At 31.6% G+C, this 24,605-nt stretch carries 25 protein-coding genes; 9 read left to right on the top strand and 16 right to left on the bottom strand.

All coding sequences use genetic code 11. The features are described 5' to 3' along the window. Position 1: 1 nt before the first annotated feature. The 5 genes from P3875_RS09805 to P3875_RS09785 all read right to left on the bottom strand — a co-directional run bounded on the left by P3875_RS09805 (position 2) and on the right by P3875_RS09785 (position 4,052). The gene (locus tag P3875_RS09805; protein WP_303443787.1) at positions 2 to 997 is read right to left on the bottom strand and encodes an NAD(P)H-dependent glycerol-3-phosphate dehydrogenase; all 996 of its coding nucleotides are present in this window, start codon (positions 995 to 997) and stop codon (positions 2 to 4) included. 90 nt (positions 998 to 1,087) lie between these two features. Beyond that, positions 1,088 to 1,669: a nicotinate (nicotinamide) nucleotide adenylyltransferase gene (nadD, locus tag P3875_RS09800; RefSeq protein ID WP_303443786.1), complete on the bottom strand. Its 582-nt coding sequence runs from the start codon at positions 1,667 to 1,669 to the stop codon at positions 1,088 to 1,090. Positions 1,670 to 1,672: 3 nt separating this feature from the next. Continuing rightward, entirely contained in the window at positions 1,673 to 2,251 is a 579-nt protein-coding gene (gmk, locus tag P3875_RS09795; RefSeq protein ID WP_303443785.1) for a guanylate kinase, read from the bottom strand. A gap of 10 nt (positions 2,252 to 2,261) precedes the next feature. Next, complete coding sequence (locus P3875_RS09790) at positions 2,262 to 3,110, bottom strand: YicC/YloC family endoribonuclease (RefSeq protein WP_303445436.1); 849 nt, start codon at positions 3,108 to 3,110, stop codon at positions 2,262 to 2,264. A gap of 126 nt (positions 3,111 to 3,236) precedes the next feature. Further along, on the bottom strand, positions 3,237 to 4,052 hold the full coding sequence (locus tag P3875_RS09785) for a T9SS type A sorting domain-containing protein (RefSeq protein ID WP_303443784.1): 816 nt from the start codon (positions 4,050 to 4,052) through the stop codon (positions 3,237 to 3,239). Positions 4,053 to 4,195: 143 nt separating this feature from the next. Here P3875_RS09785 and P3875_RS09780 point away from each other — a divergent pair, with 143 nt between their 5' ends. Beyond that, on the top strand, positions 4,196 to 4,651 hold the full coding sequence (locus P3875_RS09780) for a hypothetical protein (RefSeq protein ID WP_303443783.1): 456 nt from the start codon (positions 4,196 to 4,198) through the stop codon (positions 4,649 to 4,651). Positions 4,652 to 4,726: 75 nt separating this feature from the next. Here P3875_RS09780 and aqpZ read toward each other — a convergent pair whose 3' ends face one another. The 5 genes from aqpZ to P3875_RS09755 all read right to left on the bottom strand — a co-directional run bounded on the left by aqpZ (position 4,727) and on the right by P3875_RS09755 (position 8,974). Further along, positions 4,727 to 5,434: an aquaporin Z gene (gene aqpZ, locus P3875_RS09775; RefSeq protein WP_303443781.1), complete on the bottom strand. Its 708-nt coding sequence runs from the start codon at positions 5,432 to 5,434 to the stop codon at positions 4,727 to 4,729. 112 nt (positions 5,435 to 5,546) lie between these two features. Beyond that, positions 5,547 to 5,900, bottom strand: a complete 354-nt coding sequence (locus P3875_RS09770) for an arsenate reductase family protein (protein WP_303443780.1) — start codon at positions 5,898 to 5,900, stop codon at positions 5,547 to 5,549. 69 nt (positions 5,901 to 5,969) lie between these two features. Beyond that, positions 5,970 to 7,346, bottom strand: a complete 1,377-nt coding sequence (gene trhO / locus P3875_RS09765; RefSeq protein ID WP_303443779.1) for an oxygen-dependent tRNA uridine(34) hydroxylase TrhO — start codon at positions 7,344 to 7,346, stop codon at positions 5,970 to 5,972. A gap of 179 nt (positions 7,347 to 7,525) precedes the next feature. After that, complete coding sequence (gene pheS, locus P3875_RS09760) at positions 7,526 to 8,545, bottom strand: phenylalanine--tRNA ligase subunit alpha (protein ID WP_303443778.1); 1,020 nt, start codon at positions 8,543 to 8,545, stop codon at positions 7,526 to 7,528. A gap of 72 nt (positions 8,546 to 8,617) precedes the next feature. Further along, positions 8,618 to 8,974, bottom strand: a complete 357-nt coding sequence (locus tag P3875_RS09755) for a hypothetical protein (protein WP_303443777.1) — start codon at positions 8,972 to 8,974, stop codon at positions 8,618 to 8,620. 72 nt (positions 8,975 to 9,046) lie between these two features. Between P3875_RS09755 and P3875_RS09750 the strand changes: the two genes are divergently transcribed. The 8 genes from P3875_RS09750 (at position 9,047) to P3875_RS09715 (ending at position 17,215) form a co-directional block, all read left to right on the top strand. Next, entirely contained in the window at positions 9,047 to 9,592 is a 546-nt protein-coding gene (locus P3875_RS09750; RefSeq protein ID WP_303443776.1) for a CvpA family protein, read from the top strand. Further along, positions 9,592 to 10,092, top strand: coding sequence for a GNAT family N-acetyltransferase (locus P3875_RS09745; RefSeq protein ID WP_303443775.1), 501 nt, complete (start codon positions 9,592 to 9,594; stop codon positions 10,090 to 10,092). The genes P3875_RS09750 and P3875_RS09745 overlap by 1 nt, the downstream gene beginning before the upstream one ends. A 150-nt stretch (positions 10,093 to 10,242) precedes the next feature. Then, positions 10,243 to 11,112 (top strand): helix-turn-helix domain-containing protein, encoded by an 870-nt coding sequence (locus P3875_RS09740; RefSeq protein ID WP_303443774.1) that lies wholly within the window; start codon positions 10,243 to 10,245, stop codon positions 11,110 to 11,112. Positions 11,113 to 11,230: 118 nt separating this feature from the next. Continuing rightward, on the top strand, positions 11,231 to 11,752 hold the full coding sequence (locus P3875_RS09735) for a hypothetical protein (RefSeq protein ID WP_303443773.1): 522 nt from the start codon (positions 11,231 to 11,233) through the stop codon (positions 11,750 to 11,752). A gap of 219 nt (positions 11,753 to 11,971) precedes the next feature. Next, positions 11,972 to 12,517, top strand: a complete 546-nt coding sequence (locus P3875_RS09730; protein ID WP_303443772.1) for a hypothetical protein — start codon at positions 11,972 to 11,974, stop codon at positions 12,515 to 12,517. Positions 12,518 to 12,594: 77 nt separating this feature from the next. After that, the gene (locus tag P3875_RS09725; RefSeq protein ID WP_303443771.1) at positions 12,595 to 13,392 is read left to right on the top strand and encodes a fimbrial biogenesis chaperone; all 798 of its coding nucleotides are present in this window, start codon (positions 12,595 to 12,597) and stop codon (positions 13,390 to 13,392) included. After that, a complete protein-coding gene (locus P3875_RS09720; protein WP_303443770.1) occupies positions 13,385 to 14,410 on the top strand; it encodes a hypothetical protein in 1,026 nt (341 codons plus the stop codon). The genes P3875_RS09725 and P3875_RS09720 overlap by 8 nt, the downstream gene beginning before the upstream one ends. A gap of 12 nt (positions 14,411 to 14,422) precedes the next feature. Further along, a complete protein-coding gene (locus P3875_RS09715; RefSeq protein WP_303443769.1) occupies positions 14,423 to 17,215 on the top strand; it encodes a hypothetical protein in 2,793 nt (930 codons plus the stop codon). A gap of 2 nt (positions 17,216 to 17,217) precedes the next feature. Here P3875_RS09715 and P3875_RS09710 read toward each other — a convergent pair whose 3' ends face one another. From P3875_RS09710 to P3875_RS09685, 6 genes are all read right to left on the bottom strand, one after another. Then, the gene (locus P3875_RS09710; protein ID WP_303443768.1) at positions 17,218 to 18,366 is read right to left on the bottom strand and encodes a DNA polymerase III subunit; all 1,149 of its coding nucleotides are present in this window, start codon (positions 18,364 to 18,366) and stop codon (positions 17,218 to 17,220) included. Between the two features lie 70 nt (positions 18,367 to 18,436). Further along, positions 18,437 to 19,843 carry a TolC family protein gene (locus P3875_RS09705; protein WP_303443767.1) on the bottom strand — a complete coding sequence of 469 codons (1,407 nt, stop codon included), beginning with the start codon at positions 19,841 to 19,843 and terminating at the stop codon, positions 18,437 to 18,439. Next, complete coding sequence (locus P3875_RS09700) at positions 19,840 to 21,144, bottom strand: HlyD family secretion protein (protein ID WP_303443766.1); 1,305 nt, start codon at positions 21,142 to 21,144, stop codon at positions 19,840 to 19,842. The genes P3875_RS09705 and P3875_RS09700 overlap by 4 nt, the downstream gene beginning before the upstream one ends. A 43-nt stretch (positions 21,145 to 21,187) precedes the next feature. Next, on the bottom strand, positions 21,188 to 22,858 hold the full coding sequence (locus P3875_RS09695) for a peptidase domain-containing ABC transporter (protein ID WP_303443765.1): 1,671 nt from the start codon (positions 22,856 to 22,858) through the stop codon (positions 21,188 to 21,190). 187 nt (positions 22,859 to 23,045) lie between these two features. Beyond that, positions 23,046 to 23,462 (bottom strand): hypothetical protein, encoded by a 417-nt coding sequence (locus P3875_RS09690; RefSeq protein WP_303443764.1) that lies wholly within the window; start codon positions 23,460 to 23,462, stop codon positions 23,046 to 23,048. Positions 23,463 to 23,555: 93 nt separating this feature from the next. Continuing rightward, on the bottom strand, positions 23,556 to 24,500 hold the full coding sequence (locus P3875_RS09685; RefSeq protein ID WP_303443763.1) for an NAD-dependent epimerase/dehydratase family protein: 945 nt from the start codon (positions 24,498 to 24,500) through the stop codon (positions 23,556 to 23,558). Between the last annotated feature and the right edge of the window lie 105 nt (positions 24,501 to 24,605).

Raw genomic sequence — 24,605 nt, 5'->3', positions numbered from 1 at the left:
TTTAGTCTAATTTATCTGTAAGTCTTTTAAATACTTTTTTAGGTTCTTTATTGTTGTAAAGCACATCATAAACCGCATCAATAATAGGCGTTTTGGCTTTTAATTTTTGATTCATTAAATAGGCACTTTTGGTAGCATAATACCCTTCGGCAACCATATTCATTTCCATTTTTGTAGAAATTACGGTGTACCCTTTACCTATCATATTACCAAACATGCGGTTGCGCGAAAAAAGCGAATAACCCGTTACTAACAAATCGCCTAAGTAAGCAGAATCGTTAATATTGCGTTTTAGTTTATGTACTTTTTTAATAAATTTTTTCATTTCGCGAATAGCATTGCTAATTAACAACGCCTGAAAGTTATCGCCATAACCCAAACCATGTGCCATACCCGCAGCAATTGCGTAAATATTTTTTAACATGGCTGCATATTCGGTACCAATTACATCGTCTGATGTTTTTGCTTTTATATAATGGCTGCGCAAACTTTTAGCAATCACTTCGGCTTTTTCTAAATTACCACCTGCAATGGTTAGATACGACAAACGCTCTAAAGCAACTTCTTCGGCATGACAAGGGCCAGCAACTACAGCAATATTATCAATAGCAATATTGTATTTTTCAATAAAATGTTGCCCAACAATTAAACCTGTTTCGGGAATAATTCCTTTAATTGCCGATATAATTACTTTATCTTGTAAAGAAACGGTAAGTTTATCTAATTCGCTACTTAAAAAAGCAGATGGAATGGCAAAAAAAATGTAATCGGCATAACTAATTGCCTGATTGATATCGGTGGTTAATATTAATTGATCGGTATCAAACTCAACCGAACTTAAATAATTGGGATTGTGCTTATTAACTTTTAATTCTTCAATTGCAGTTTCGTTGCGCATATACCAGGCAATTTCGCCTACGTTATGGCACAACATTTTTGCAATGGCCGTTGCCCAACTACCGCCACCAATTACTGCAAACTTTGGATTGTTAATCATTCTTTTTTGTTTGATTTGCAAAAATAACTTTTTTAAGCTTTTTTTTGTCTATTGTTATGTTAAATTGCCTTTATTAATGGTTATAGTTTATTATTTTTTATAAAATAAATTATGATCTATATACTCCCACACTTTTGTATCTAACATTGGTTTTACATTTTTTTGATTTTTAATGCTTTGCCTAATAAAGGTAGAAGACAGCTCTACAATTGGCGCATTAATTTTTACAATGTTAGGGTGTGTAATAGGGCTATTTGTTTCTTGGGTTGATGATATACGAGGATAAACATACAATTTGTAATTGTTTAAAATAACCTCGTAGTTTTTCCATTTTTGTAACGATTTTAAATTGTCTTCGCCCATAATTAACGAAAAAGTATGGTTTGGATATTTTTCTTGTAAATGCGCCAACGTATTAACTGTGTAATTAGGTTGTGGCAATTTAAATTCAATATCGCTTGGCACAATATGTTCATACCCTTGTGTAGCCAAATGTACCATGTGTAACCTGTGATAATCGGGTAGTAAACCGGCTTTGTTTTTTAAGGGATTGTGTGGTGTAACCACCATCCAAACTTGATCTAAATCACTGTTTTCTGCAAGGTGATTGGCTATAATTAAATGCCCCACATGTATAGGGTTAAAAGTACCAAAATACAAACCAATTTTCATATTTTACTTATTAATATAGTTTGTTACTAACTGATAAGCATCGGTCTTAGCTGTTTCTAAATCGTGGTTTTTTAAAATTACATCAAACTCTGGCGCACGTGATATTTCACGTTCTGCTTTTGCTAAGCGCATGGCAATTTTTTCATCGCTTTCGGTTTGACGAAAACGCAAGCGACGTTCTAATTCTTCAACAGAGGGTGGACTAACAAAAATAGCTAATGTTTGTTCAGGGTATTGTTGTTTAATGTTTAAACCACCTACTACATCAATATCAAAAATTACGTGCTTACCTTGTGCCCAAATACGTTCAATTTCGGTTTTTAAGGTGCCGTAATAATTGTCTTTATAAACTTCTTCGTATTCTACAAAAGCGTTTTCTGCAATTTTTTGCTGAAAATCTTCGGGTGATATAAAGTAATAATCTTTACCGTTTACTTCGCCATTACGCATGTATCTTGAAGTTGCCGATATAGAAAAATCTAAATGCAGTTCTGGTTTTGTAAGTAAATGTTTTACAATGGTGGTTTTACCTGAACCCGATGGAGCCGAAAATACAATTAATTTACCTTGTTGTGTTGCCATTTATACGTTTTTAAAGTATGTTTAAAACCTGTTCTTTAATTTTTTCTAATTCATCTTTCATTTTCACTACCAATTTTTGCATTTCGGCGTGATTTGATTTTGAACCCATTGTATTTATTTCGCGTCCCATTTCTTGTGCAATAAAGCCCAATTTTCTACCGCTGTTTTCGGCAGTTTGCATGGTTTCTAAAAAATAATCTAAATGGTTGGTTAAGCGCACTTTTTCTTCATTAATATCTAATTTTTCAATGTAGTATATTATTTCTTGTGCGTAACGGGTTTCATCAACAACAACTTCTAATTCTTTTAAATTTTGTTGCAAACGTTCTTTAACATTTGTGATGCGTTCGTTTTCATACGATGCTACTTCGTGCATAAACGTTTTAATGTTGTTAATGCGTTGGTTAAAGTCGTTGCCTAATTTTTCGCCTTCTTGTTTGCGAAAATCGTTAATATTTACAATAGCTTGCTGTAATACTTTTTCAATTTCGTGCCATTCTTGTTCATCTAATTCGCAGCGTTCTACTTTTAAAGCATCGGGCATACGCACTGCCATTTTCATTAATTCGGTTGCATCGGCATCGGGTATAATGTTTTTCATTTGGGCAATGTATGCTTTAACAATTGGCGCGTTTATAGTTGCCGATGTTTCTTCGCCAGTAACTTCGATATAAACCGAACATTCTACCTTACCGCGTTCTAATTTTTGAGCAATTAAATTGCGTATTTCCAACTCTTTTTCTTTATAAGGCTGTGGCAAACGCACGCTTAAATCTAAATTCTTTGAATTTAACGATTTAATTTCTACCGTTATTTTTTTTAATGGCAACTGCACCCCCGCTTTACCAAAACCTGTCATTGAGTATATCATACCGAATTATAATAAAGGTGCAAATTTAGTAAATTGTAGCGTACCTTTTGTAATTTATTGTAAAACAAAAAGCTGCCTAAATGTAGACAGCTTTGTATGTTTTATTAAAATTGATTAGTTTTTTACAAATTTAACGGTTGACACCCTATTACTTTCGGTTTCGATTCTTAAAAGATATGTTCCTGAATTTAAATCAGACACATCAATTGAATTGTTACTGTTAGTTGTGTTAATTGATTTTACAAACCTACCGCTTAAATCAAAAACCTTTAAATTAGCAATGTTTCCTTTGTAATTTATATTTAAAAGATTTGAAACAGGATTTGGATAAACGCTTAAATTTGCTAAATCTAAATCGTGAGTTGATGCTACAAATGTTAAATCTATTTTATAATCATCTATAATAGCCTCCCAATCGCCGGAATTATGTATGAATTTAAATTTTACTGCAAAAGGATCTAAACTGGTTATATAGCCGGTAGGAAGCGTGTAATAAGATATTGATTGACAATTGTTTTGGGGTGTAAAATTTGAACTATTAATGGTTAGCGCTTTAACCCAATTAGTTATAGAATAATGTGAAGAATACCAAACTTCGATAGTTCCGAAATCGCCCACAAAAGGAGTTCCTGTATTTTTATCCATAATTTTTAATTTAAAATTAATTGTTGGAATTACATATCCTATATATACATCGCGATTTGTTGTAACTTCTGTTACTTCGTTTGTATGAATATTAGCGTAAAGATATTGTGAGCCGCTACATGCTGTATAATAGTTACCTATTCCAATAAAATTATTGGTATAAACAGCACTCCAGCCACTTGGTAGCGTATTATTTTGAAGCAAATCAAAATTTTCTTGTTGCGCTTGTATATTAAACACAAACCCAAATACTGTAATTAATATCAATGTAATTTTTTTCATCATTTTAAACATTTTACTTAATTGTCAAACATAAATTTACGTAAATATTTCAAATTAAACGAATTAAAAAAAACTTTGCCAAAGTTTTAAACTTTGGCAAAGTAAAAGATATTTAATTATTTTTGTTGAAAACTTAAAAAAACATCATGAAAAAGTTATTAATTTTCGCTTGTTTAATTATTTTATCAAGTTGTTCAGAAGAAGAACCAACCACTTATTATAGTAGTTTTAGAATTAAAAATAGCACAGCACATACATTTAAACTAACAATAGATAATTCTACTACAACTAATGTATATTTTAATAAAGAATTAGCTGCTAATGAAAGTACTAATTATTTTAAATTTGCGAAACATAATAGGGAATATTGGGGATTTATTAGTTTTGGAGATCAAATGAAAATTGTTTTTTTAGATAATAACAAAGGTTATTTTTGTAATGGATCTTCAGAGGCTTTGACATATTGCTTTTCTTCAAAAAGCTCACCAATTGGCATATACAATCCAAATGACTTTATATTTGAAAAAAAAGAAGGTAATATGGAATATTACACTTACGAAATTACCCAACAAGATTACGAAAATGCACATGTGTTGCCATAAAAACTTTGGCAAAGTTAGAAATCTAAAATTCTATAAATTAAAAAGAGATTGCTTTGCGGCAATCTCTTTTTAATATTATTCGTTTTCTGTTTTCTGAAGTAAGAATTTATAAATTAACCCTCCAACAATAGCGCCTGCAATTGGTGCAACCCAAAACAACCACAATTGCGATAATGCCTCACCTTGTACAAACAACGCTTGCGATGTAGAACGCGCTGGGTTTACCGATGTATTGGTAATTGGTATAGATATTAAATGTATTAAAGTTAACCCCAAACCAATGGCCAAACCAGCAAATTTACCATTTGCCCATTTATCGGTTGCGCCCATTATAATTATTAAGAAAAAGGCTGTTAATAAAAATTCGGCTAAAAAGGCAGCTGCCATACTAAAACTTCTGCCAGCATAACCAGGCATTTCGTAAAAATTGGTTGCAAATGCACCAACACCTTCGGTATTAAAAGCACCTGCACCGTTTAAAATTAAATATAAACAACCTGCGGCTGCTGTAGCACCTAATACTTGCGAAACAATATAAGGCACTAAATCTTTAGCAGGAAACCTACCGCCAGCAAACAACCCAAACGATACCGCCGGATTAAAATGCCCACCCGATATATGCCCAACAGCATACGCCATTGTTAAAACGGTTAAACCAAAAGCTAAAGCAACACCTGCTAAACCAATACCAATTTCGGGTACGCCTGCCGCAAAAACAGCTGCGCCACAACCACCAAAAACCAACCAAAAAGTTCCAAAGAACTCTGCAAATAATTTTTTCATATCACTCAATTTTTATTAAATTTATGTTAAAAATAACGTTTTTAAATCAAAAACCAAGCTGTTTATGATAAAATACCACGTATGTGTTACGCTTTAACTAGCTAATTATCAGCTAATTTTGTATTGCTTTTAGTAGTTTTTCTACTGTTTTAGGACTATTACCTACAAAAATTTCATTGTTATAAAAAATTACAGGTCGCGCTAAAAAAGTATAGTGTTCTAATATGTATCTTTTAAAATCAGTTTCAGATAAATTTTCGTTTTTTAAACCCATTTCTTTATACAATTTGGCACGTTTGTTAAACAGCTGTTCATAGCTTTTGGTATGTACATACATTTCATCTAACTGTTTAACGGTTATAGGGTGTTCTTTAATATCTTGTAATTGAAATTCTTGAATGTTATCAATTTGTTTTAAAATGCGTTTACACGTATCGCAAGTTTTTAAGTAATAAATTTTGTTCATAGCTTTAAATAAAAAAGCAAGTTAGTAAATTACCAACTTGCTTAAAAGTGTTTTTTATGTTGAATTATTTTAAACGTATTCGTTTTCTTTTTGAACGATATATAATTTATCGGACATACGAACACGGAAAGGTGTTACAAAAGTTATTCTATCGCCTGCATTTGCTAATGGTGCTTCGGTACCATTTACTTTAAAATCGTTTAAAACAATGCGCTCTTCACCTGTTGTTGGCCCTACAATTACTAATTCGTCGCCAACTGCAACCTTACCGTTTGTTAAGGTAAATTGGGCAACTGATGCTTTTGTAAAATAATGTTCGCCCTGACCTACTAAAACCTTACGTTCGTGTTTCTTTTTGCGAATTTCGGTTACTGTTGCCACTTTTACAGGTATAACTTCTTCAAAAACATTGCGTTCTTTTTTAAATTTTAACGCGGGCGATTTTCCTTTTTTAAATATTAAATTGCCTTTTTGTTGACCTTTACGTAAACGTTTTTGTTCTTCAACTGGTAATTGAATCATGTCTAAACATTCGTCTGAACAGCAGCCGTGCATTTGTTGGTGGCATTCATCGCACTGAATAAATAATAAATGACAAGCTTCGTTTGCACAGTTTACGTGAGTATCGCACGGTTTACCACATTGGTGGCAATTTGCAATAATATCGTTTGTAATGCGTTCGCCTAAACGGTGATCAAACACAAAGTTTTTACCAATAAATTTACTTTCTAAACCTTCGGTTTTCACTTGGCGTGTGTATTCAATAATTCCGCCTTCTAACTGAAACACATTTTTAAAACCTTGATGTTTAAAGTAAGCACTGGCTTTTTCGCAACGAATACCGCCGGTACAGTACATTAACAGTTTTTTGTCTTGTTTATGTGGTTGAAGTTGCTCATTAATAATAGGTAACGATTCGCGAAACGTATCAACATCGGGTGTAATTGCACCAGCAAAATGGCCTACTTCGCTTTCGTAGTGATTTCTAAAATCAACAACTACCACATCTGGGTCGTTTAACATTTCGTTAAATTCTTTAGCACTTAAATGTACGCCTTTGTTGGCAACATCAAAAGTGGCATCATCTAACCCATCGGCAACAATTTTTTTACGAACCTTTACTGTTAATTTTAAAAACGATAAATCGTCTTGTTCTACAGCTACATTTAAACGTATGCCTTTCATAAAATCGTAGGCTTCTAAAGTTTCTCTAAAAGCTTCAAAATTTTCGGCTGGTACACTCATTTGTGCATTAATACCTTCGGTAGCTACATAGGTTCTACCTAATGCATCTAATTTAGACCACGCTAAAAATAAATCGTTACGAAATTGTTCTGGATCGCTAATTTTTGCGTATTGATAGAAAGAAAGTGTGATGCGTTTTTGGCCCGCTTCCTCAATTAATTTTGCGCGTTGTTCTGCGCTTAAAGTGTTGTACAGTTGCATGCTATAACCTTTTTTATGTAATTTAAAGACTCTAAATGGAAGAATCTGGGCGCAAATTTACTACTATTTTTTTTGGTAAATATGATAAATATCATTTAAATAGTTGTATTGCAGCTTATTTGTGATTGAAATTGCCAAAAAAAAAGGGATTATCTTTTTAAGATAACCCCCTTTTATATTTAAAAGTTTGCTTTAAATTGTTCTAAAAAGCGAACATCGTTTTCAAAATACATGCGTATATCGCCAATTTGGTACAATAGCATAGCCATACGCTCTAACCCCATACCAAATGCAAAACCCGAGTATTCTTCAGGGTTTATGTTTGATGCTTTTAGTACGTTAGGATCTACCATACCACAACCCATAATTTCTAACCAACCGGTTCCTTTTGTAATACGGTAATCGGTTTCGGTTTTTAAACCCCAATACACATCTACCTCGGCACTTGGTTCGGTAAATGGAAAATACGATGGACGTAAACGAATTTTTGATTTTCCAAACATTTCTTTTGTGAAATACAACAACGTTTGTTTTAAATCGGCAAACGATACGTCTTTATCAATATACAAACCTTCTACTTGATGAAAGATGCAGTGCGAACGCGACGAAATGGCTTCGTTTCTAAAAACACGTCCCGGCGAAATGGTTCTAATAGGCGGTTGGTTGTTTTCCATATAGCGCACTTGAACCGATGATGTATGCGTACGCAATAAATAATCGGGGTTCATTTGCACAAAAAACGTGTCTTGCATATCACGTGCTGGGTGATGCGCTGGAAAGTTTAATGCTTCAAAATTATGCCAATCGTCTTCAATTTCAGGACCTTCGGATACGTTAAAACCAATGTTAGAAAACACATCGATTACCTGATTTTTCACTAACGATATTGGGTGACGCGCACCTAAATTAATTGGTGTTCCAGGGCGTGTTAAATCACCATACAAACCAATTGCTTCTTCTTTAGATTCTAAATCGTCTTGAATGTTTTTAATTTTACTTTCAACCGCATTTTTTAATGAATTAATTGCTTGGCCAAATGCTTTTTTTTGTTCGTTTGGCACGTTTTTAAATTCGGCAAAAATTTCATTAATCAATCCTTTTTTAGAAATAAACTTAATTCTAAAAGCCTCTAAAGTATCTTTATCGCTAGTGGTAAAAGCTTCTGCTTCGCCAATAAGTTCTTTAATTTTGTCTATCATTGTTTTATAAAACAGGTAATTGTTGCAAATTTACGCATTTTGGGGAATGGTTAAAATTACAATGGTTAAAATTTACTGAATATAGCCATTATCTAAAAAATAATGTACAATGGCGTCTTTCATTAAAATGGTTTGCTCGCCCGCTTTTAGGTGCGGCAGTTGGTCTTTTACTGTGTAATGTGGCCAACCGTCGGTATCAAAATACGAAAATTCATAATAATTAAAAGGTTCCAGTAAACGGCAAATGGCAATATGCATAATGTTTACTTTCTCGTCTTTTTTAAATTTTTTATTAAATTTCCCAAGTTCTTGAATACCTATTAAGTAAATAATACCATCTACGTCTAACGTATCGCCATCGGCAAATTGCTTCGATAGTTTTTCAACCAAAACATTCCATCGTTCTTTTAGCTGTTCGTCTCTTGCCATATTTTTTTATTGAAATGCAAAGATATTTTATAATACCGAAACTGCTTTTATATTTGTGATTTAATTTAGTGTATGTATATTTTAGATTTAATTATAGCTGTTTTATTAGCTTACGCCTTGTTTAAAGGTTTAAAAAATGGGTTCATAGCATCGGTAGTATCGTTTGTAGCATTAATTGTTGGTGTGTACATTGCTTTGCGATTTTCGTTTTTTATGCGTGATTTTTTAGCAATCAACACCTCATGGAACCCTAAAACCGTAACCATTACAGCTTTTATTGGTACGTTTTTACTTGTTTTAATTATTTTGTTTTTTTTAGGAAAAACATTAACTAAAATTGCACAAGGTTTAGCATTAGGGTTTGTAAATAAATTGTTTGGCGCCTTTTTTGAAGGTTTAAAAATGATTTGTATCCTTTCGGTTTTGTTCAACGTATTTCAAAAAATTAATTACAATCACTTAATTGTTTCTAAAGAAAAATTAGATGAATCTATTTTTTATAGACCAATAGAAAATACAGCTAAATTAGTCTTTCCTTTAATGGAAAAATGGTATCAACTGGCATTAAGTGAAACGGTAGACCAACTACAAAAAAACAATAAAAACCAAGCAGAATAATGCAAAACTTAACTTTTGAACACGCTACCATTCACAATTTACCCGAAATTGTAGCAATTTATAACTCCACCGTAGCAACGCGCCTAGTTACAGCTGATACCGAACCAGTTACTGTTGAAAGTAAAATGGATTGGTTTAACAAGCACAATACAACCAACCGACCGCTTTGGTTGGTAAAAAGCAATCATGAAATTGTTGGCTGGGTAAGTTTTCAATCGTTTTACGGTAGACCAGCGTATAATGCAACTGCCGAAATTAGTATTTACTTACATGAACAATACAGAAACAAAGGCTTTGGGAAACACATTTTAAATTATTGCATTAGCACGGCACCATTATTAGGTGTAAAAACTTTATTGGGCTTTATTTTTGAGCACAACCAACCTAGTTTAAAATTATTTTCAGCGTTAGGGTTTGAAGAATGGGCTTTTTTACCAAAAATTGCTCTTTTAGATGATAAAGAATTCGGATTGAAAATATTAGGTATGCGAGTGGCCTAAAAAATTCAATTTATACACAAAACATGTTTTTTTTGTAAATTATATGTTAATTTTCGCAACAACACATTTATGTTGCTTGTTTATTAAGGGTTAATACAATATATTTATTGGATATTTATGAAAAACCTACATTTTTAATAACCAAAAGTAATGTATAAAGTAACAAATGAACTAAGCGTAAATGGCTTTAGTGTTAACCCGCTTAACAAATTAATAGAACGCAACAACAACAACCACGCATTTTGCACCTTAGAGTATTATTGTATTTTTATTGCAACTGTAGATACCGTTTTCGTAGTTGAAAATGTAACCTATAACCTTAAAAAAGGAAGCTTAACTTTTATTGCGCCAGAAAAAAAAGTGGTTTGCGATAAAAATTGTGCAAATGATGGTGCTGTATATATTTTAGCATTCACCGATGCTTTTTTTGAAAAATCGGCTCATGATTCATTATTGTTAAACTCAAATTTATTTTACGACCCACAGTCTAAAATTGTTAGTACAATGGGATCAATCCCTATCGATGAAATTATAAAACTAATTATTGATAGATTGGCACTATATAAAACCAAAAATAACAACGGTTTGTATATATCAGTAGCACATAACTGCATTGAAGCTATTTTATTAGACGGACTATTTTATGTGGATGAAAGTGCATGTATAGAAAACGACACCCGTAAATTTACTTACTTAGACACCGTAAACAGATTTAGAGTTTTATTACAGAAAAACTATCAGAACGAGAAACAAGTTAGTTTTTATGCTGATTTACTTAATATTACTCCACGCCGCTTGAGCGATATGACCGAATCGGTATTAGGTAAAAGTGCCAAGCAAGTAATTATTGATAAAATGGTAAACGAAAGCATTCGCATGTTAAAGCATACGCATTTAACTGTGGCAGAAATTGCTTATAAATTAGGTTTTAACGACGAAGCAAATTTTAGTACCTTTATAAAAAAGCACACTTTAAAAAGTCCACGGGCTTTAAGAGAAGATCTCATCACAATTTCTTAACATATTATAAAAATTTAAAATAAGTTTAAAAAAAGTTGATATTAAAATTACCTTTTTTAAACTTATTTTTTTGTATTTTTAACTATTCCTTTATTAACAAGGATTTATTTAAAGATACATGTCATTTAAAATTACACTTTTTGCAACAGCGGTTCTTTTATTTTGCAACAAATTGGTTGCACAAAACCAAGTTACTTTAAATGTAAACTTATACCCTATACAAACATTAGTAATAAATCCATCTCAAAAAGAAGTTAACTTAAACTATTCAACACTTAACGATTACGAAAACGGAGTCGTCTCGCTTCAAAAAGACCATTTAACCATATATAGTACTGGTGGTTTTCAGGTAAAAGTAAATGCGTTAGCTTCATCTACAAATCAATCTGCCTTAAAAAACATTAGTATTGAACCTACATTAGGCAGCAACCCTTTACAAAATGGAACGGTTATTTACAGTGAAAAGATTATTTCAGAAACTGAACAGCCCATTATATCTGCAACAAAAGGGGCAATTAACAAAAATGTGTCTATTAGTTACAAAGGCGCTGGAAACGATGTTTTTTTTAATAACACTACTGCCAACAATTCATCTACACATTTTACGTACACACTTCTATATACAATAATAGCGCAATAAAAGCAGGCGCTTTTGCTGCATTAATGTAAATTCAAATAAAACTTAAAGTAAATTTTGGGTTTATAACTCGGTAAAAAATAACAAGTTTTTTGAACTTTTTAATAAGTAACATGTTTATGTTATGTATTACTTTTGTATCCGAATTTAAAAGGTAGTTAAATATTCAACTATCAAATATAATAAAAAAAAGTAAACAACAAACAAATAATTAAGAAAAAAATGAAAAAATTAGTAATTGCATCTTTAGTAATGTTAATGGGTATCACAACACAAGCGCAAACAGACAATGTAACATTAAACGTGCGTTTAAACCCTATTCAAACTTTAGTAGTTAATCCACAACAAAAAACAGTTAATTTAGATTATACTACAACTGATCATTATAACGATGGTGTTTCTGCAAAACAAGAAAACCATTTAAATATTTTTAGTACAGGTGGTTTTGAAGTTAAAGTAAAATCAAGCGCTGCAGAATTAGCAAATGCTGGAACAGCAGGACCTAACGGAAACATTGACGCATCAACCATACAAATTGTAGCTACACAAGGAACACAAAAAGCGTTAAGTAATGCAGATTACAAATCAGCTGTATCTTTATCTACAACCGAAGGTGTACTAGTTTCATCTACAAAAGGGGCAAGAGACAAAAATATTGATATTGAATACAAAGCTGCAGGTACCGATGCTTATTTAGATAAATACGTTGCTAACCAAACTCCAACTATTTTTTCTACAACGGTAACTTACACCATTTACGCAAAATAATTATATTCGTATTTTATAATGAAAAAGTGTTGCATTTTGTAGTGTAGCACTTTTTTTAAATTATACCCGCTTGATTTATGAGAACATTCTTTCTTTTTTTGGTTACAATTTTAAGCAGTTTTTTAAGTACAGCACAAACGGGGGTTTCGGTTTCACCTCCGCGTTTGTATTTTGAATCGAATGCTGGGCAAAGTAACCGTCAAAAAATAATGGTTACTAATGTAAGTGCCGCTCACACTATGGATTTAGCTGTAAGTTTAGGCGATTGGCAATATAATGAATTAGGAGAAAATGTGATGTATCCGGCCGATAGCTTAGCTACATCATGTGCAAGTTGGGTTACTATTAATAAAAAAGACAGTTACTTTTCATTAAAACCAGGCGAAAGTAAAGAAATTGAAGTTACCATAACAGTACCAAATACTTTTACAGGTGAAGTTCCTGTACATACTGGTATGTTGTATGTTACACAAATGAATCCTATTGACGATGTTGATAATAAAGGGGCCAATATTAAAGTAAGTGTACGATCGGGCATTAAATTATTTCATAGAACCAGTCAACCTAAAAACAGAAAATTAGAAATTGAAAATATTTTGTTTGATAAGAAACGCAACAAAATAGAACTACTTTTTAAAAACAATGGAAATATTTGGGCCGATGGTATTGTGTATCCCGAGTTGTTAAATACCTTAACAGGAAAGAAAACCGTTTTAGATCATATTGTATTTTATAGCATGCCCAACGATGTACGCAAAATGTATATAGATCTACCTGAAAATTTAGAGAAAGCCAAATATACAGCTGCTATTTTAATGGATTATGGCGATGAAAACACTATTGAAATGGGCGAATTATCTTTTACAAATGAATAATAAGTTTTTTTATAGCATCATTTTTCTTTTAAACTGCTTAGTTGGTTCAACCCAAAATTTAAATGTTGACAGTAACAATTATGCAAGTATCGATTCATACAGTGGCATTACAAAATCAAACGCCTACAAAGTATGGATTGATGGAAACGGAAGTTTAAGTTTACCTACTTGGCGGGTTTCTGTACGGGTTAAACAACCAATAAGCAATGGAACGCAAATTTTTCCTGCCGATAAAATAAGTTTAATACCTACTACAACTTATGGTAAATTTAACCCTAACAATGTGCCTACAATTGCACAAATTGGTATGCCGTTACAAACCTTTTTAAAACAAGGTCAAGAAGTTTTTTTAGTTCCACAATCACAAGCAGGTTTATACAATAACGCAGCAGGTGGTAATCCCTATTACAACTTACACATTCCTTTTGATTTAAAAGTAGAAGGCGGTGCGTACTTATCACAATTCACAACTTGGTCTGAATTTACAATGGTTTTAGAATTTGTTTTTTACAACCAAAATAACACCATTTTAGGTATTCAAGAAAAATACTACAAATTACAAATAGCTACCTTAAGCGGCACACCACCAACACCAGAAAATCAATTAAGTATAAAAATAGCATCAAACGCTGTAAATGGCCTTTTAGAACTTAAAACCAAAGAAGATTATATACAAGGAGCCAGCGTTACATATCCAAATGCCTTAATGGTTTCTTCAAACACAAACTATCAAATTAAGGTTGTATCGTTGCATCCGTATTTTTCATCGGCAATAGGTAATACCCTTCCATTAAGCACCATTAAATTAAATGTTGTGCCCGTTACACCAAATTCAGCAAACATATTTCCGGTTAATTTAAGTAATGTTTCACAAAAAATTGCTTCGGGCGGAACCACTCAAGGAACGCAAGTGAACTTTAATATTGTATATGCTACCCAAGCCGATGATATAAACTTAATAAACGCAAAACCCGACCAATACACAACCACGTTACAATACGAGATTTTACCGCAGTAACACTATTTATAAATGCATCAATTATTTAAAATTTTAATTATTCTATTTTTTTGTTTTGTGGCTGCACCCATTCAATTGCAGGCTCAAAACAATATTGATATGAATATTGAAACAAATAATGCTGCTTATAAACATTTAATAGATCAAACTATTGCGCTAAAAAACCATACAGAAAATAATTTTGAGGGAACTTTAAAAATTCAAACTCCAAAAGGATTCAAAAACATTACGGGTAGCGAAATTAAAATACAACTTAAAGCAAACGAACAACTATTTATTCCTTTAAAAATTTTAAAAGGAAAAGAAATTGTAGCAGGAAAATCAGAAATCATTATAAACCTTTACAACAAGGTAAATGAAATTATAGCTACCAAAATTATTGAAGAGGTTGTTGAAGAAAATAATGCAATGAGTTTGCAAGCTGTTTTGCCAAATATTTATTTAACAAACGTAAACGATTCGTTAGCTGTAAAAGTGCAAGTAAGTAATTTAGGAAACAAACCTCAGCAGGTATTTGTTGTTTTTAGTATTCCAAAATTAACCAGTGAAAACAACTTTTTTGAACAAACGGCAAAAGTTAACATTCATAAAGATACCGTTTTTACCTACAAAATTAAACCTACCAAACAGCTTTTAGAGCAATCGCAATTTGTTGTAAATGTAGCGGCTATGCGCAGCACCGAAAAGTTATTATTTGGCAACGTATCAATAGTTGTACAAAATGTATCATCGGTAAAACAATACGAAGATATTTTAAGTACAGCAAACGCGGTATATCACCAAAAAAACAGCATAACAACAAGTTTTAAAACCAACGGCAACAATTCTAATGTTTATCAATTATTAGGTTCGGGCGATATTGATTTACCCGCTGGATACGTTACACTTAACACAAATATTTATCAAACCGAAAATCAAAACGTACCATTAATTAGCAACACATTTTTAGAATATCATTTAGAAAATCAAGATATAAAAATTGGTAATTTAAATCAGCCTTTAGAATTACCTTTATTTGGTAGAGGGATACAATACGAATTACTAACCAATAATTTAAGCAACCGTTTTCAGGTAGGATTTATCGATGAAAATTATAATTTAATTGAACCCAATACCTTTCTTAAACGTAGTTATGGAATGTTTGGTATTGCAACTTTAGGCATAAATAATGCTACAAACCAAAAAAATATTAATTATGTTTTTAAGAAAGATGTATATGAAAACGTTACCCACCAAATGCTTGGTTTTGAAAAAACAAAACTTTACAACAACAAATGGAATTTACGTTTAAAAGCGCATGGCGGATACAGCTTTTACGAAAAATTAGCAACCTACAAACCATCGTTTGCTATTGAAACACAATATAATGGCGAAATTAACAACTTTAGATTAAACGGTAACTATTACATAAGCAGTAGTTATTTTCCGGGAAATCGTCGTGGAGTTATTCAATTTCAACAAAACATTTTAAAAAATCTAAAACGCGATAAACTTTGGTTTACCAACTTTAACTATTCTGAATACAACCCAAATTCGCTTACTTATTTATTAAATTTAAAAACAACCAATTTGCGTGTTGATAGCGGAATTAGTTTCCCAAAACTAAAATTTGTTGGCAAAACTCTTGGTTTACAATACTATAAAGAAAGTGGCAATAATTTTAATTGGATTGTAGCTAACGGCCTACTTAATATACAAGCTGTACGTTTAACCAATAACTTTAATTGGCAAAGCAAAAATTTAAAGCATTCTGTAATTTTAGCTGTTGAAGAAGGATTAGGAAAAACAAGCTTGTCGGCAAAAGCGTATCCACATTTTAAAATAAATTCTATTTACAGTTTTAAGGGTTTTAATGCTGGTGCTGCTTATCAATACGGAAGCTTTTTTATTTCTGAATACACCTCTTTATTGGTAGCAAATAAAAACCAAAGCGATTTTAAACGCTTAACCGTAACTGTTACTTCAGACCAAAAGTTTTTTGAAAACAAATTATTAATTCGCAGCGGTGCTTCGTTTATTAGCGATTTCATTTCGGGCAAAACACCATCGGCCTTTTTAAATACAAGTTACACGTCTGCAACTAATTACCGATTTTTTTTAAACACCTCGTGGTTTAAAAACAGCAACACCACATTTTTACAAACAAATCACATGTTTTTAATTGAAGCTGGTTTAAATGCGCAATTAGGCGGTAAAGCAGCATCGGCAGGTAAAAAAGGAACTTTACAAACAATTGTATTTTACGACAAAAACAGCAACAACATACTTGATGAAAACGATGAAATTGCTCCCGATGTTTTTGTTACTGTTGATAAAACAACTTTTAAAACAGATGAAAAAGGCGAAATTTTGTATAAAAAAATACCGTTTGGAACTTATCAAATTCAACCAATAGTACAAAGTGGATGGTTTACCGATGCTTTTAGTGTTGATATAAACAGCTACACCACTACCATTGCACTACCATTGCACCAAAACGGTACTCTTAAAGGAAAAATTAGCTATAGCTACGATGAAAAATTAGTGAAAAATTTTGATTTTAAAACGGGTGGAATTGTATTTAATATTACAAAAAACGGACAGTTTGTACAGCGTGTTGCTACAAACGACGAGGGTTTGTTTATAGCTTTTTTACCTACTGGTACATACGAAATAAAAATTGATGCAAAATCTTTACCCGATAATACCTTTTGTAACAACCAAAATCAACCTGTTAAAATACAATCAGGCAAAATTACTAATGTACCCGAATTTGTAATTCAAGTGCAACAAAAAAACATTAAAGTAAAAAAGTTTGGTAGTTAAACTTATTTTTTGTGCATTAAACGAGTAAGTTTAATTGATAAATCGGTAAAAATTACTTTAGGGTTACCATTGCGTTCAATATGAAAAATAGCCTCTTCAATTTCGGTAAAAATATCTAAAATATTGTTTTCATTTACAAAAGGAGCAAAGTTTTGCAGTTTAAAACCTTCAACTTTTGGGTGCATGTAAACCAAATTAGGTGCGTTGTAATTTAACATTAATGCTTGCCTAAACAATTCCATACAATGGTTTAAAAAAAGTTTTTGTTTTTCACGCCCAATGGCCGAAATTTCATCGCTCCATTTTATTAATTCATTCACTACACGGGCATTTTTATTAGCCCTAAATGCAGCGCGAACCCAAGTTACAAACCATTCATCAAACGGATAATCGTTTACAATATTGTATCGCAATTTTAAAGCTTTGTTGTAATTACCTTGCGCTTCTTTTGCTATGCTGTACGCATCGGCCTCGTCGCAATTTTCATTATCAACCAATGCTTGGTAAATTTCTTGTTCGGTTAAAGGATTAAAATGTAAAGTTTGGCAACGCGATACAATAGTAGGTAATAAAGCTTTTTCGTCTTCGGCTATTAAAATAAATACGTTTTTATCGTTGGGTTCTTCTAAAATTTTTAAAATTTTATTCGACGCTTCTATATTCATCCGTTCGGCCATCCAAATAATCATTACTTTATAGCCGCCTTCGTACGATTTTAATGCTAATTTTTTTAGGATATTTGATGACTCATGAACCGAAATATTTCCTTGCTTATTGCCTATACCAACATTTTCATACCAATCGTTTACAGTAGCATATTTATTTTGATTGATAAAATCGTACCAAATACTAATAAAATCATCGCTTACAGGCTTGTCTTTAACGCTACTTGTAGATGCAACAGGATATACAAAATGCAAATCGGGGTGTTGCAGTGTATTAAATTTTAGGTTACAAGCGGTTGAACCACCTTGGTTTTCGTTTCCGGTATTACTGCAAATAATGTATTGCGCATAAGCTAACGCCATAGGTAAAGTACCGCTACCTTCTGGACCTATAAAAAGTTGTGCATGCGGTATGCGCCCTTTTTGTACGCTATTTGTTAAATGATTTTTTAAATGGTTTTGACCTACGATTTCGGAAAATTTCATATTACAAAAATAGCACTATAATTTTAAATATTTTTTTATAAAATTTAGTTTTACCAAACGTGTGAAGTGGTTATTGACTAAAATTTTCATTAATCCATTTTAAATAATTATAGCTATTTATAAATTTTAATTGCACATCTAATAATTTTTGCTGTACTGCTAAAAGTTTATTTTCGCGTGTATTTATTACAAACAATGAACTTTCGCCATTGTTAAATTTAACCTCTTCTGCATAAAGCAAGCGCTTATAATTTTCTATATTACTTTGTAAAACTTTTATTTGTTGTTGGTAACTTAAAACTTCGTTTTTATAAGTATTAATTTTAGTTATAATTTCTTGTTGTTTGTAATTGTAATCTATTTGGTTTTGTTGCAATTTAAATTTCGCCATTTGATAGTCTGCTCGTGCTTGTCTTAAAAAAATAGGAATTTCAAGTTTTAACCCGTACTGATAATTGTTTTCAAACATAGGCAACCATTCGTATTTATAATTTTCTTTGTTCAAAAAGTTATATGTAAAATCTAGCTTAGGTAATAAACTTTGCTTTTTAAGATTGCGTTCACTTTCTAGAATTTCGTTTTTTTGTTGGTAATACAACAAAGCTGCATGTTGGTTTAAATTTTTACTATCAATTTGGGCAATTAATGTGGAATAGTTTTTATCAATTTCTGCATTTTCCAAAAGTTGCGATGGTGTTATTGGTTGTAAAATTTCATAAGGCTGTTGGTTTTCTGTCCATAAAAACAGTGAAAGTTCCTGTGTTGCCTTTAAAAATTTTAAATATGCATCTTGCTTTTCAATTTCAAAACTTTGTAATTGTGCTACAACTTCGGTAGTATCAATTGCAGCACGTTCGCCATATTCATAACTTTTTTTGGTAAAATTTAAACGTGTTGTGTTTAATTGTACAACATGTTGCTGCAACAAATAATTTTGATACAAACGCACCCAATTCCAATACGCATTATCGGCTGTAAGTAACAATTCATTTGTAAGTAAAATTTGTTGTGCTTGTGACATTTTTAAAGCGCTTTTGGCTTGATCTAGCAAAGCACGGCGTTTATCGTACAACAAGTTTTTAGCTATAGGTACTGTAATACCTAATTGATACAATCCCCCTTTTGTTTCGTTATTATTTAACTTTTGTCCGTTTAAATAGTTATAACTACCATTAACCGTTATCCCGTACCACGTTGGAATTTCAACCCCTAAATTAGTTTGCTTGTAATACGTTGTACCAGTTATGGCCTTTTCTCCATTTTTAGCTTCAAAAATAGGGTCAAAATTTCCGCGTGCTTTCTGTATTTCTTGTTGTGCTATTGTATTTTGCAATTGATAGTTTAAAGCCAAAGGATGGTATTTTTTTACAATTGCTATAAATTCGGCATGACTCAATTTTAAGGTATCTTGTCCAAAACCATTTGTAAAGAAAAAAAACAGAAAAAAGGTAAAAACTGTAACTTTTAGTTTTTTCATTTTTTGGTGGTTGATTTATTGGTTGCTACGGTATAATAATCTGCTGGAAATCCGTTAATATTTCGCCATAATTCGTACCAAATAGGCACATCGTTTAAAATTGCAATACCTTGTGCGCCAGCGCCCATTTTTATTTGTGGTGGCCAAGGTTTAGTTAATGTATCGGCAATAACTACGGCTTTAAACTTTCCGTTTGCATGTATGGTATTTTCTACGGCTATAATTTTACCTGCAAACGTGCCGTAACTGCTGTTTGGCCAGCCAGAAAAAACAATAGCAGGAAATCCATCAAAAATTAACATTACTTTTTGCCCTGGTTTAATTAATGGTAAATCAACTGGTTTTATATAAACTTCTACAGCATGGTTCACTTTTAATGGAACAATTGTTCCAATACTTTCGGTATCTTTTAGAATTTCGCCAATACCTGCTTTGTTTAATTGTACTATTTGACCATCTTGTGATACTAAAACGTAATAAAGTCCTTGGCGTATTTTGTAATTTGTAATTTGACTTTCAAGTTTAGCAATTTCTCCAGTACTGTTTTCAATAGAACCTAAATTTTGAAAGCGATCGCCTTGAATTTTACTTAGCTTTTCTGTATACTCTTGTACTACAGCATTTTGTTCAATTGTAGTAGCAACAACCTCTTGTTTTGTTTGGGCTAGTTTGTTTTCGGCAGCTGTTTTTTTAGCTTGTGCATTTTGGAACGATGCGCTGCGTTGTTGAAACTGTGTTAGTGATACTAAACCATCGGTATACATTTTTTGTTGCCTATTAAATTGATCTGTTATAAGAATTAATTCGTTATTTACAGCTTTAAGCTCGGCTTCTTCGGTTGCTAATTTATTTTGTAGTTGTTGTAATTTTACTTTTAGTTGTTTTATTTTTAAATCACGTGCGCTGTTTATTGCATTTAACTGCGTGTTTGTTGTTTCTACTTTAGCTTGGTAAAAATCGCGCATTCCTTTTTTTGCATCAACTTGTTGTGAAGTACGAGCAATTAGCATGGGATCTAAATAATCATCTTTAATTTCGGTTAGTTGCAAAATGGTATCGCCTTTTTTTACATAATCGCCATTTTTTACGTACCATTTTACTATTCTTCCTGGTATTGGTGAATGTAATTGTTGTGGGCGCTGCTGTTGGTAAAGACTGGTAACATTACCTGTAACTTTTATATTTTGGGTCCAAGGTAAAAAAAGTGTGATAATTGCCAAGGCAATAAAAATGTAAAACCACCTTTTTACTCTTGAATCACGGTTATAATGATATATTTTTTCAAAAGATTTGGGCTTCATTATTATTATTTTTTTGAATGATGAATTTTTACTAATTGCTTTGTTATTTAATTTTAATAACGGAATTGTTTTGTGTTGTAAAAATACAATCGGCTAATGGTGTATATTGCTTATTATTTGAAACGATTACTATAGTAGTGCTTGTTTTTAAATTATTTAAATAATTGAGCATTTTTTGTGTAAAAGCTTCATCCATACCATCTAAAGGATCTTCCAATAACAATAGTCTTTTTTTACCTAGCATTGCTCTTAAAAGCATTATTTTTTTTCGGGCACTAAACGATAATTCTGTATCTGTTTCACTTAAAGGAGTTAAAAATCCTTGAGAAAATTGACTTGGAAAATCTTCAATACCCCACATTTCTGCTAAGTTTAAAACATCTTGTGTTTGAAAAGCTTCGGTACCTAAAGTTATATTATCTAAAAGGGTTCCTTTTATAATTTTCATATCTTCTAAATAAATACCTGTTTGTTCTCTAAAAGCGCCTTTATCAATATTACTTAATGGAATTTTATCAAACATAATGGTTCCATTAATCGGTGTATAAAAGCCTGCCATTGTATTAAGTAACAAGGTTTTTCCTGTTCCTAATGCTCCGTTAATTATATGTAAACTATTAGGTTTTACTTCAAAATACAGTTGATTAAAAACAGGCTTATTATTGTTAAATTGAATGCTAACATCTTTAAAAACAACTTCCATACCTTTTTTACTTTCAGTTAACTCAATATTAGCGTTTGGTTCTTCTGGTAAATCGGTTATTTTATTAAGCTTTGTTAACGATGTTATCACATCGTAATAACTTTCTAAGCTTTTAATAAGCTTTTCAACAGCGGTAAGTATGGTTAAAACAACAATTTCCGCAGCAACAAATGCGCCTATATTTAATTCTTGATTTATTAGCAAATAAGTTCCTATGGAAAGCATTAATAATGTTATGATCACTTTAAATAAAACAATAGTCCAATATTGAAAAAGGAGCACTTTAAAATGACTTGTACGATGTGTAAGATACGATACAACACGGTTATCTGTGCCTAATAAATGTGTGTTGTTTTTAGCGTTAATTTTAAATGTTTTAACTGATACTGCTATATCTTCTAACCACGAAGCTACTTCGTATTTTTTATCGCTTTCTTTTAAACTTGAAGCAATTCCTGAACTTGATGTATATTTAAAAATTATTACTACAAGTAACAATACCAAAGCGCCAAACACTAAAAACCATGGATGGTAAAAAGAAAGCAATACAATTCCAAAAAGAATTTGAATAAAAGCGGTAGGTATTTCAAGTAAAATTTTCGACATTCCCTTTTGTAAATTCGGAATATCAAAAAAACGGTTTACCAATTCGGGTAGATAATATTTTTGTGTAGCATCTAAATTTACTTTTGGTAATTTTTCTGCAAATGCTAGCGAATATTCTACAAATATTTTTTGTTGAATTTTTTCTATAATTTGCATTACTCTAATCCTAAAAAAGCCTGCTAATAAGGTGCCAAAAACCACAAAACCAATTAAAATGTATAATGATGTTACCATGGTTGCACCCATTACGTAGCTAACAATTGCCTGAATACCTATGGGTATACTTAATTGTACTAAACCGTTTAATATGGCATAAATATAAATACTTGCAACATCTTTTTTTTCTTTAGTAAGTACTGCAAACAGTTTTTTACCGCTAAATTCTGTATTGGTATTTTTTGTCATAGGCTTTTTTTTAATTCTATTCCAAAATTTATGTATGTATTAAATTTAAAAGGGTTGTAAAAATAATTTTTTTATTACACTATTCTTGTTAACTACCTCTTAAAGATTTATTAAAACGCTATTTTTTTAAACAAAAAAAAGAGCAATAACTTTTATTATTGCTCTTTTTTTGCGTGTTATTTTATAACTACTTAGTTGCAGTCCAAGTTCCTGATATTGCCGGATTTTGCTTAGTATTTGTCCATTTACCCGATGAAAATGATTTATTCATTGTTCCTTCAAAAGAACCTATTATTTCATCATTATTTTCATCGTTTGTATAAATAAAATTCATTGTAACTTCTCCGTGAACATTTACTTTACCACTTACTGTTAAATCTAAATTAGGAAAACCTGCCGACTCTACATCGCCAATAATTACACCTTCACCGTTAACAGTAAAACTAATTTCACCTGTATCACTTCCTATGTATGTTCCTGTCCACGAGCCTTTGTAATTGTTATAAGGCGATGTTGATGTGATTGGATCTTCTTCTTCATGACAAGAAACTGTTAAAATTACTAATGGTAAACATATTAATAATAGTGCGAATACTTTTTTCATAGTTAATTAATTATAGTTACAGGTATTACATTGTTTTGCTAAAGTAATAATTATTTGCAAAGTTTTAAAAAATAGCACTAAAAAATTAACATTTTATAGCGAAAGATTTTCTAACATTTCTTTTGTCATAGTTTCTAAATCAAAATTATGTTGCCAACCCCAATGTGCTCTAGCTTCATCGTCGTTAATACTACTTGGCCAAGAATCGGCAATATCTTGTCTAAAATCAGGTTCGTAAGAAATTTCAAATCCTGGCTTTTCATTAGCTATAGCTTGTGCAATTTGTTTTGGTGTAAAACTCATTGCAGCTAAGTTGTATGACGATCGTATTTTAATTTGATCTTTATTAGCTTGCATAATTCCAATGGTAGCTTTAATAGCATCGTCCATATACATCATTGGAAGTTTGGTATTTTCAGATAAAAAACAAGTATATTTATTTTCTGCAACCGCTTTGTAATAAATATCAACAGCGTAATCGGTAGTACCACCACCCGGAGGTGTTTTCCAAGAAATTAAACCTGGGTAACGAATAGATCGTACATCAACACCAAATTTGTTAAAATAATATTCGCACCAACGTTCACCAGCTTGTTTTGATATTCCGTAAACAGTTGATGGTTCCATAACGGTATATTGTGGTGTGTTTTGTTTTGGCGTTGTTGGCCCAAAAACAGCTATACTTGAAGGCCAAAATATTTTATTAATTTTACCGTCTTTTGCTAAATTAAGTACATGAAACAACGAATTCATGTTTAAATCCCAAGCAAAAGCAGGATTTTTTTCTGCTGTTGCCGATAATAATGCTGCCATTAAATACACCTCGTTAATTTGGTGCTTTTCTATTACTGCTGCAACTTGGTCATAATTCATTGCATCAACAATTTCAAAAGGTCCTGTTTTAAAAACATCTTGTTCGCCTTTTCTAATATCCGATGCTATTACATTGTTTAAACCGTAAATTTCGCGTAATTTTAGGGTAAGTTCAGAGCCTATCTGGCCACAAGCTCCAATAATTAATATTTTGGTATTGTTCATGTTGTTTAAATTCTGATACAAAGATAGCTTTTGTTCCTATTTTTTTTAAATGTTTTATAAAAAATGTCAAAAACCTAGTATTATTTCCATTCAACACACATTTAG

Source organism: Myroides sp. JBRI-B21084, assembly GCF_030545015.1.
GTDB lineage: Bacteria > Bacteroidota > Bacteroidia > Flavobacteriales > Flavobacteriaceae > Flavobacterium.
The sequence above is the reverse complement of the archived record's forward strand: the minus strand, read 5'-3'. Positions and strand labels throughout refer to the sequence as shown.